Origin of the sequence: Neobacillus dielmonensis (assembly GCF_000612665.1) — a bacterium.
Taxonomy (GTDB): domain Bacteria; phylum Bacillota; class Bacilli; order Bacillales; family Cytobacillaceae; genus Neobacillus; species Neobacillus dielmonensis.
Genome location: NZ_HG942055.1, coordinates 1 through 8,620, shown reverse-complemented (window position 1 = coordinate 8,620; position 8,620 = coordinate 1). Strand labels below are relative to the sequence as shown.

At 39.6% G+C, this 8,620-nt stretch carries 9 protein-coding genes; 5 read left to right on the top strand and 4 right to left on the bottom strand.

The genetic code is table 11. From position 1 onward, the window contains the following. The 3 genes from BN2425_RS10020 to vrrA all read right to left on the bottom strand — a co-directional run. The coding region (locus tag BN2425_RS10020) for an IS1182 family transposase (protein ID WP_042458483.1) at nucleotides 1-1,283 on the bottom strand (1,283 nt) is incomplete at its 3' end. A gap of 266 nt (nucleotides 1,284-1,549) precedes the next feature. Then, complete coding sequence (locus BN2425_RS10015) at nucleotides 1,550-2,494, bottom strand: 4-hydroxy-3-methylbut-2-enyl diphosphate reductase (protein WP_042458481.1); 945 nt, start codon at nucleotides 2,492-2,494, stop codon at nucleotides 1,550-1,552. Nucleotides 2,495-2,777: 283 nt separating this feature from the next. Beyond that, nucleotides 2,778-3,473, bottom strand: coding sequence for a VrrA/YqfQ family protein (gene vrrA / locus BN2425_RS10010; protein WP_052352820.1), 696 nt, complete (start codon nucleotides 3,471-3,473; stop codon nucleotides 2,778-2,780). 304 nt (nucleotides 3,474-3,777) lie between these two features. On the opposite strand from vrrA, the gene BN2425_RS10005 reads away from it, so the two are divergent. Both BN2425_RS10005 and BN2425_RS10000 read left to right on the top strand, forming a co-directional pair. Then, on the top strand, nucleotides 3,778-5,097 hold the full coding sequence (locus BN2425_RS10005) for a DEAD/DEAH box helicase (RefSeq protein ID WP_042458477.1): 1,320 nt from the start codon (nucleotides 3,778-3,780) through the stop codon (nucleotides 5,095-5,097). Between the two features lie 20 nt (nucleotides 5,098-5,117). Next, nucleotides 5,118-6,014 carry a deoxyribonuclease IV gene (locus tag BN2425_RS10000; protein WP_042458475.1) on the top strand — a complete coding sequence of 299 codons (897 nt, stop codon included), beginning with the start codon at nucleotides 5,118-5,120 and terminating at the stop codon, nucleotides 6,012-6,014. 91 nt (nucleotides 6,015-6,105) lie between these two features. Here the strand turns inward: BN2425_RS10000 and BN2425_RS09995 are convergent, their stop codons facing one another. Then, a complete protein-coding gene (locus BN2425_RS09995) occupies nucleotides 6,106-6,366 on the bottom strand; it encodes a DUF2624 domain-containing protein (protein WP_319922074.1) in 261 nt (86 codons plus the stop codon). A gap of 117 nt (nucleotides 6,367-6,483) precedes the next feature. Here BN2425_RS09995 and BN2425_RS09990 point away from each other — a divergent pair, with 117 nt between their 5' ends. Genes BN2425_RS09990 through BN2425_RS09980 form a run of 3 tightly spaced genes read left to right on the top strand, consistent with a single transcriptional unit; the run spans nucleotide 6,484 to nucleotide 8,570 of the window. Next, on the top strand, nucleotides 6,484-7,284 hold the full coding sequence (locus BN2425_RS09990) for a metal ABC transporter ATP-binding protein (protein ID WP_235714602.1): 801 nt from the start codon (nucleotides 6,484-6,486) through the stop codon (nucleotides 7,282-7,284). A gap of 1 nt (nucleotide 7,285) precedes the next feature. Continuing rightward, nucleotides 7,286-8,161, top strand: a complete 876-nt coding sequence (locus tag BN2425_RS09985) for a metal ABC transporter permease (protein ID WP_042458468.1) — start codon at nucleotides 7,286-7,288, stop codon at nucleotides 8,159-8,161. After that, nucleotides 8,148-8,570 (top strand): Fur family transcriptional regulator, encoded by a 423-nt coding sequence (locus BN2425_RS09980; protein ID WP_042458465.1) that lies wholly within the window; start codon nucleotides 8,148-8,150, stop codon nucleotides 8,568-8,570. The genes BN2425_RS09985 and BN2425_RS09980 overlap by 14 nt, the downstream gene beginning before the upstream one ends. Nucleotides 8,571-8,620 lie beyond the last annotated feature (50 nt).

Below are 8,620 nucleotides of genomic sequence, written 5' to 3'. Positions count from 1 at the left end.
TTCTTCATTTTTTTATTGCCCCTTAAAGTTGTCCATCGCCTACCATGCTTTTCTTTTGCATCTGCAAATACACGTTCAATTGATTCTTTACGACGTGCATATATCAATTTATTCTCATCTGTATGGCGAAGGTGATCTGCTTCTTCAAGATACTCTTCCCAAACATGCCGTTGGATGAGCTTTTGATGATTTTTGCTTTGAGTACATTGAGAGAGAAGTGGGCAATCCTTACACTTTGCAGGATCTGAAAAGTACTGCCGATAACCTTCCTTAGTAGTTGTCCTATATTCAAGAACTTGTCCTTCCGGACATATGTAACAATCATAATGCTCATCATACACATATTCATGTTTTCTTAGATAACCATCCTTTGTACGAGGGCGTGTATAAGGTAAAACGGGGCGAATTTCTTTTTCAATTAAGTATTGAGCAATAGCAGGTGTTTTGTATCCAGCGTCCGCAGCAACAGCGTTTGGCTTTTCAGTGTTCTCAATAACCTTTTCAACTAGGGGTTCTAACATTGTACTATCATGAACATTCCCTGGTGTAACAATTGTTCCTAAAACAAACCCATTTCTATCGGCGGCTGTATGAAATGAATAGGCAAATTGCTTTGTCCGTTCGTCCTTTACATAGTATCCACTCTCTGGATCTGTGGTACTTTCTTTTATTTCTTTGTTTTCTTCTTTTTCAAACTTATCTGGTGGAAAAGGTTTTTTTCCATGCTCTTCACGATCAGTGTTTATTTCTTCTTGAAGGCGTGATTCATAGGCTTTTGCTTCCTTTCGGACAACCTTCTTTTCGAATTTTCGTTTATTTGCACTAGCTTTAACATGAGTAGAATCAATAAATACATGTTCATGGCTAATCAAATTCTTATCGGATGCTTCTTTTAGAATGCGATAAAAGATTTTTTCAAATAAGTCAGTATCTTTGAAACGGCGCTCATAGTTTTTTCCGAAAGTCGAAAAATGGGGTACCTTATCATAAAAACCATAACCAAGAAACCAGCGATAGGCCATATTGGTTCTGATTTCTTCTATGGTTTGCCTCATAGACCGAATACCGAAGGTATATTGGATGAAAGTCATTTTAATTAATACTATAGGGTCAATGCTTGGACGCCCCCTATCAGAGGAATACATATCTTGAACAAGTGGATAGATGAAAGAAAAGTCTATGGCAGCTTCTATCTTACGGACCAAATGGTCCTCAGGTACAAGCTGCTCTAGAGCGATTATTTCTACTTGGTCACGGTTCATCTGTGTATTTTTTGTTAACATTTCATCCACCTCATAAAAATTTTATATACTTAATTATACAAAAAAGGTAATATGTAGGTCATCTAAGTTGTTTGCTCTGTTGATTGGAGCGGAAGGCGCGAAGACTCCTGCGGGAGTACGGAGCAGGGGAGACCCCGCAGGCGCGGTACTCGCCGAGGAGGCTCACCGCAACGCCCGCGGAAAGCGAAGCGCCTAGAGCGCAAATCAACAGCCCCCATTAAAAGAGCAAAAAAAAGACTGTCGGTCTTTTGACCGGCTGTCTTAAACTAAGCCTGTTTTTTTACCTTTGGGAGAATTTTGCTTAATGGTACCTGTTTTCTTCGCTCCCAAGTCGCCTCATCATTCGGGTCAAACTGTTCCAGAAAAGTAATGACCTCTTTTGTAATCGGTGTTGGAGTGGAAGCACCGGAGGTAACAGCCACCGTTTTAGCGTTCATAATCCAATTAAGCTGTAACTCAGAAACATCTGCAATTCGGTACGCCTTAGTGCCGGCAACTTCTTCAGAGACCTGTGCCAGACGATTGGAGTTATTACTTTTCGGGTCGCCGACGACAATTGTGACATCCGCTTGTCCAGCCTGCTGGGCAACAGCCTCTTGGCGGATTTGGGTAGCATGGCAAATCTCGTTAAAGACTTCCACATGTGGAAACTTCTCTTTTACCTTTTCCATCGTATCAGCTACATCCCACTGGCTCATCGTGGTTTGATTGGTCACAATCAGCTTGTCATAATCAAGCTCAAGTGCTTCAACATCACTTGGCTTTTCAACGAGATGCACCATGCCAGGAGCAACACCAAGGGCGCCTTCAGGCTCCGGATGTCCTTTTTTGCCAATATAAATCGTATGATAGCCTTGTTGTGTCTTTTCCTGAATTAAGTCATGAGTTTTCGTAACGTCTGGACAAGTTGCATCAATGGCAACCAAGCTTTTCTGTTTGGCAAGTTCCCTTATTTCCGGTGAAATGCCATGTGCCGTAAAAATGACAGTCCCTTTATCGACTTTTTCAAGGATTTCTTTGCGATTCCTGCCGTCAAGAGTAATAATCCCTTCCTCCGCAAACGCATCGGTAACATGTTTATTATGGACAATCATCCCCAAAATGTAGATTGGGCGGGGCAATGATTTATCTAATGCCGCATTCCTTGCAATCACCATTGCATCTACAACACCATAGCAGTATCCCCGTGGTGAAATTTTAATTATATTCATTAATGATCCCTCCTAATCAGGTCACTATATATCGTAAAAAATATGTGATATCAAGATTTATTAGAATTGTCCAGCATAAGGGAGCATGTTCTTTTCTAATAGACTATGTAATCATTATATAAAACTCCTAAAAATAATACAAAGATACATTTTTCCTGTACTGCCTTTTAAAATGGCAACGTTAAACTTAATGGTTGATTTCCGCACCAATCAACTGGTAGACAAGAAATACCATTGATCTTACCCCAGCTATAAAATAAATAGGCTGACTTGGTCAGCCCGATTAAATATATAACTTTGGTACAGAAGCTCCTTTTTGGACATATTTTTCTTTGGTTGGTGGACTTTTTTCTTGGGAAGAGATTCTACTTTCTCCCTTGCTTCTTTGATTACGTTGACTTTTACTTCTACTTCTACTTCTACTACTCGTTCTTGGGGTTTCTTCTTCCGATTTGGTGGTCTCCTTTTTATCACCAGAATCCTCTGACTCCGTGGGAGCATTTTTTAAACCCCGGTAAAGTTTCCATAATCCCGGAAGACTTTTCACTAACGGTCCATATTGCTGAATCATTGGTGTAATGGTTTGAGCGGTCCTTATTACTTGTTGTGTATTATTTAAAATACCGGCAAGTCCATTAGGATTTGTTAATGATTGGAGTAACCCCCCGCCGCCTGCTCTGCCGGCACCTTGCATTCCCATTCCCATTAAGTTACCGGCACCTCTCATTTGATTACCTCTGCCGAGAAGTCTTGATAATAATCCGTTGCCGCCCATGCCTTGCTGTCTCCCGCCCATCATACCGCCGAAAGGACCGCCAGGCGGCATCATTGGATTTCTCCCAGGAAAACCGCCTAGGCCTTGCCCCATGAGCTGATTTACACCGCCAAACATATTGGGCCCTGGTCTCATCATCGGATTATTTGCGCTGAAAGGACCAGGTCGTACACCTTGCATTGGTAACATTTGTCTTGGCTGCATACCCTTACCCTCCTCTCTGATGTCCTTAACAATGAATTCTATTCCTTTTTAATATAGAAAAATAAAAACTTCTGAAAAAATGCTAAGACCCGCTGCTGCCTTTATATGTTACAATATGCGAATCCCTGTTTTTGGTTTAGGTATTATGCACAAAAGTCAAATTAATTTAAGGTTTAAATCAATCGTGCACAGTAAAAGATGAAGAATAAAGAGTGTAAACTGGAGATTTATCCGGAACTTTACTATAATTACAGGATGGAAAAGAAATCGGATTCCCGAATATGATGTATTAAAGGAGAATTATATGAAAGAAAATAAATTTAGTCGCTTTCAGTTTCAGGAGTTTATAAACAAAGCGCTTTTAAACATGGGATTTTCCAAGCCAACTGAAATCCAAGAACAAATCATTCCACTAGTCTTAAAAGGTGAAAGTGCGATTGGCCAATCCCAGACTGGAACAGGAAAAACGATGGCATATGCCTTGCCAATCTTAGAAAAAGTTAATCCAGGCCGCCAGGAGGTACAAGCTGTCATAACTGCTCCGACTAGAGAACTGGCTTCCCAAATCTACAAGCAAATCGTAAAGGTGACGGAATTCTGTAGTCCTGACCAACCGATTATGACCAAATTGTTTATTGGCGGTACGGATAAGCAGCGCACAATCGATAAATTAAAGGTACAGCCCCATATAGTTGTTGGTACGCCTGGGAGAATATATGACCTGATTCAAGAAAATGCATTGTTTGTTCATACTAGCACGATGCTTGTTGTAGATGAGGCTGATATGATGCTGGATATGGGTTTTATTGAGGACGTTGATCGGGTAGCATCAAGGATGCCGGAAAATTTACAAATGCTGGTCTTTTCAGCAACTATTCCGGAGAAGCTTAAACCATTCCTGAAAAAATATATGGAGAATCCCAAAACCATTCATATTGAACCAAAACAAAAAACTGCAGAGCTGCTGGAGCATTATTTATTGCCTTCCAGGCATCACAATAAAAAAGAAATTGTTCACGATGCTTTAATTGCCTATAACCCTTATTTGGCGATTGTCTTTACTAATACAAAAAAAATGGCTGAGGAAGTCGCCGATTATTTAAACGATAAAGGGTTAAAAGTAGGCCGGGTCCATGGTGATTTGTCACCTCGAGAACGGAAAAAAATGATGAAACAGATACAGGATTTGGAGTTTCAATATATCGTGGCAACAGACCTTGCCTCTCGAGGAATTGATATCGAGGGCGTCAGTCATGTTATTAACTATGAGCTTCCTACCGATTTAGATTTTTATGTCCATAGGGTAGGGCGGACAGCACGAGCGGGAAAAACAGGAATTGCTTTAACTATTTATGATTTATCCGATGAGGATGCACTAATCCGGCTTGAAAAAATGGGCATTGTCTTTAAAAATGTTGATTTAAAGAATGGGGAATTTATCGAGCTTGAAGACCGAAATCGTAGAAAGACACGAAAAAAGCCGGAGGAGCAGGAAGATCATTTAATTAGAGCCATTACCAAGAAGCCAAAACAAGTTAAACCAGGATATAAAAAGAAGCAGCAAGCGGAAATCGAAAAAGTTAAAAAAAGACAAAGAAGACTAAAGTCGAGAAAGAAATCGTAAAGTGAATGGAGAGGGAACATATGCTTAAAATCGGTTCACATGTATCTATGAGCGGCAAAGCCATGTTATTGGCTGCAAGTACGGAAGCTGTGGCTTATGGGTCAAATACATTTATGATTTATACAGGAGCACCACAGAATACAAGAAGGAAAAAAATTGAAGATTTAAATATCGAAGCGGGAAGGAAGCACATGGAGGAACACGGGATTGAGGAAATTGTTGTCCATGCGCCGTATATTATCAATATTGGTAATACAACTAACCCAGATACCTTTGAATTGGGGGTACGATTCTTAAGGTCGGAAATTGAACGGACTGAGGCGATCGGAGCCAAACAGATTGTGCTTCATCCAGGTGCTCATGTCGGTGCTGGAGCTGAAGCTGGAATTAAGAAAATTATCGAAGGATTAAATGAGGTGTTAACCGGTAAGGAGCAGGTTCAGATTGCGCTTGAAACAATGGCTGGAAAAGGATCGGAATGCGGAAGGTCGTTTGAAGAACTGGCGATGATTATGGGGGGAGTCCATCATAATGATAAGCTTTCGGTTTGTTTTGACACCTGTCATACACATGATGCCGGATATAATATTGTAGACGATTTTGATGGAGTAATAAATGAGTTTGATAAAATCATCGGATTGGAAAAATTAAAGGTGCTTCATATTAATGACAGCAAAAATGCTGTAGGGTCGCGAAAAGACCGGCATGAAAATATCGGCTATGGACATATCGGCTTTAAAGCATTGAACTATATTGTCCATCATCCACAGTTGATGGATATCCCGAAAATCCTAGAAACCCCATTCGTTGGTGAAGATAAAAATAATAAAAAGCCGCCATATAAACATGAAATTGCTATGCTACAGAGTCAGGAGTTTAACGAAAATCTGTTAAATGATATCATGCAGGACAATTAAGCAAGTAGACTTATCTAAAGTGGATATGTTCTAAGGAAGCTGTCCGCTTCATAAACTAAAAGCTGTGCGGGATGCACAGCTTTTAGCATTATTATTTAACTAACTCAGTAAAAAGTTTATTTACTTCTTTTGCTGTCTGTGGACCGGCAGCTTTTGCAATTTCCCTAATAATCTGGGCACGCTGTGTATCATCAAATAAATTAATTTTTTTACCTTTTAAGTACTTAACAATTTTTTCTGCCTGTTTTTGGGTTACAGTAATATGAAACTGATCGGCATATTTTAATAACTCTTCCGCAGTAATGGTATTAATTTTATGATTTATGATATTTTGAAAAATGTTCACCCGCATCACTCCTCTTGCTAATGTATGTGGGCGGGGCAATGAGTGACACAAACAGAGAAGCAAAAAGCTAGGCTGCTTTACATTTTTTTTTTGCTATTGTATACTACTAAAGGTTAAATCGGAATGATTCTTAAAATTAAAGCGAGTGAGCAGATGATGTCATCTATAATCGAAATTAAACAATTAACCTATCGCTATGATAAGGATACCGTCCTCGAGAATATTAATTTGTCCATTGCTGAAGGTTCTTTTTTAGCTATTGTAGGTCCGAATGGTTCGGGAAAGTCAACTCTTTTAAAATTAATTCTGGGCCTCTTGAAGTTACAAAAAGGGGAAATCCATTTATTTGGTCAAGATATTAACAAGTTTAAAGATTGGCAAAGAATCGGCTATGTGTCTCAAAAAGCCAATTCATTTAACACTGATTTTCCAGCCACTGTCTTTGAGGTAGCTGCAAGCGGATTGACTAAACGCATCGGGATGTTTAGACGGATAAAAAAAGAGCATGAAGACAAGGTATTAGCTGCCTTAGAAGCTGTAGGCATGAAACAGTATCAAAGTCGGAATATAGGAGAGCTTTCAGGCGGTCAGCAACAGCGTGTCTTTATCGCCAGAGCTTTGGTAAGTGAGCCGCAGCTGTTGATATTGGATGAGCCGACTGTTGGGGTCGACGCTGAAAATGTAAATGCATTTTATCAAATGCTTGACGAATTAAATAAAAACAAAGGGATTACCCTGATGTTAGTAACTCATGACATTGGCTCCATCTCCGAAAAAGTATCGCATGTTGCTTGCTTAAATAAACGTTTGCATTTTCATGGTGACTCAAAGGAATTTGAAAATTTGAGGATGGAAGATATGTCTAAAGCTTACGGCTATGACATGCAATTACTTACCCATCATCATGAATATGGAGGGCGTTAGGATGATTCAAGGCTTATTACATTATGAATTTTTACAAAATGCCTTCTTAACAGGAATTTTAATTGGCATTATTGCCCCGCTTTTAGGAGTTTTTATTGTTGTACGGAGATTATCACTGATTGCTGATGCCCTAAGTCATGTCACCCTTGCTGGTATTGCAGCCAGTTTGCTGTTGGAAAGAAGTGTTACTGCCTTCACTGGTTTAAACCCGATTTATATGGGAATGGTTTTCTCTGTTGGGGGGGCTTTGTTCATTGAAAAACTAAGAGAAGTCTATAAATCATATCAGGAGCTGGCCATACCCATCATTATGTCGGGAGGCATTGGGCTGAGCGTTATTTTTATCTCGCTGGCCAATGGATTTAATACAGATTTGTTCAGTTATCTTTTTGGCAGTGTCTCGGCAGTGAGCCGAACAGATTTATTTGTTATCCTGGCTATTAGCATTGTGGTCATTGTGTTAATCCGGTTATTATATAAAGAATTATTTATTTTATCATTTGATGAAGAATATGCAAAGGCTTCAGGAATCGCGGCCAAAAGTATCCATTTTATCTTTATTGTCATGGTTGCTTTAGTGATTGCCGCATCGATGAGAATTGTCGGTATCTTACTGGTTTCTTCTTTAATGACGCTGCCGGTTGCAGCCAGTATCCGAATTGCCAAAGGATTTAAACAAACGATTTTTTATTCGATTCTTTTTGGAGAAATTTCCGTTCTGGGTGGACTAATTCTCTCCTTTTATGCGGACCTTGCACCAGGCGGCACTATTGTCATGCTGGCTGTCCTCATTCTAATTTTCACAATCATAATTAAAAAAGTGAACATAGCAAAAAATTACAACATAAAGGAGGAACAGCTGGGTGAACGTTCATGAAGCAATTCAACATTTAAAGGATCATGGCTTTAAGCAAACAGGTAAAAGAGAAGATATGCTTCAATTGTTTGCTGACAGCGATAAATATTTAACCGCAAAAGACGTATTTGACCAATTAAAGGATGACTATCCAGGGTTAAGCTTCGATACAATCTATCGGAATCTTGCCTTGTTTGTAAATATGGGAATTTTGGAAATGACAGAACTGTCTGGGGAAAAACATTTCCGATTCACCTGTGCCGGTCCTCACCATCACCATCATTTTATTTGTCTGGACTGTGGAAAGACAAAAGAGATTGAAACCTGTCCAATGGATGCGATTAGTGAGAATTTGAAGGGATACGATATCTCGGGACATAAATTTGAAATCTATGGACGTTGTCCTGATTGTATTCATAAAGAAATGTAAAAACCAGCTTAGCTGCCTGCAGCAAGCTGGTTTTTACGTGCGCCCAGCAT

Excerpts from the sequence above, each read along its gene's own strand:
- BN2425_RS10015 (WP_042458481.1), bottom strand. The coding sequence starts at position 2,494 with ATGAATATAATTAAAATTTCACCACGGGGATACTGCTATGGTGTTGTA.
- vrrA (WP_052352820.1), bottom strand. The coding sequence starts at position 3,473 with ATGCAGCCAAGACAAATGTTACCAATGCAAGGTGTACGACCTGGTCCT.
- BN2425_RS10005 (WP_042458477.1), top strand. The coding sequence starts at position 3,778 with ATGAAAGAAAATAAATTTAGTCGCTTTCAGTTTCAGGAGTTTATAAAC.
- BN2425_RS10000 (WP_042458475.1), top strand. The coding sequence starts at position 5,118 with ATGCTTAAAATCGGTTCACATGTATCTATGAGCGGCAAAGCCATGTTA.
- BN2425_RS09995 (WP_319922074.1), bottom strand. The coding sequence starts at position 6,366 with ATGCGGGTGAACATTTTTCAAAATATCATAAATCATAAAATTAATACC.
- BN2425_RS09990 (WP_235714602.1), top strand. The coding sequence starts at position 6,484 with ATGATTCTTAAAATTAAAGCGAGTGAGCAGATGATGTCATCTATAATC.
- BN2425_RS09985 (WP_042458468.1), top strand. The coding sequence starts at position 7,286 with ATGATTCAAGGCTTATTACATTATGAATTTTTACAAAATGCCTTCTTA.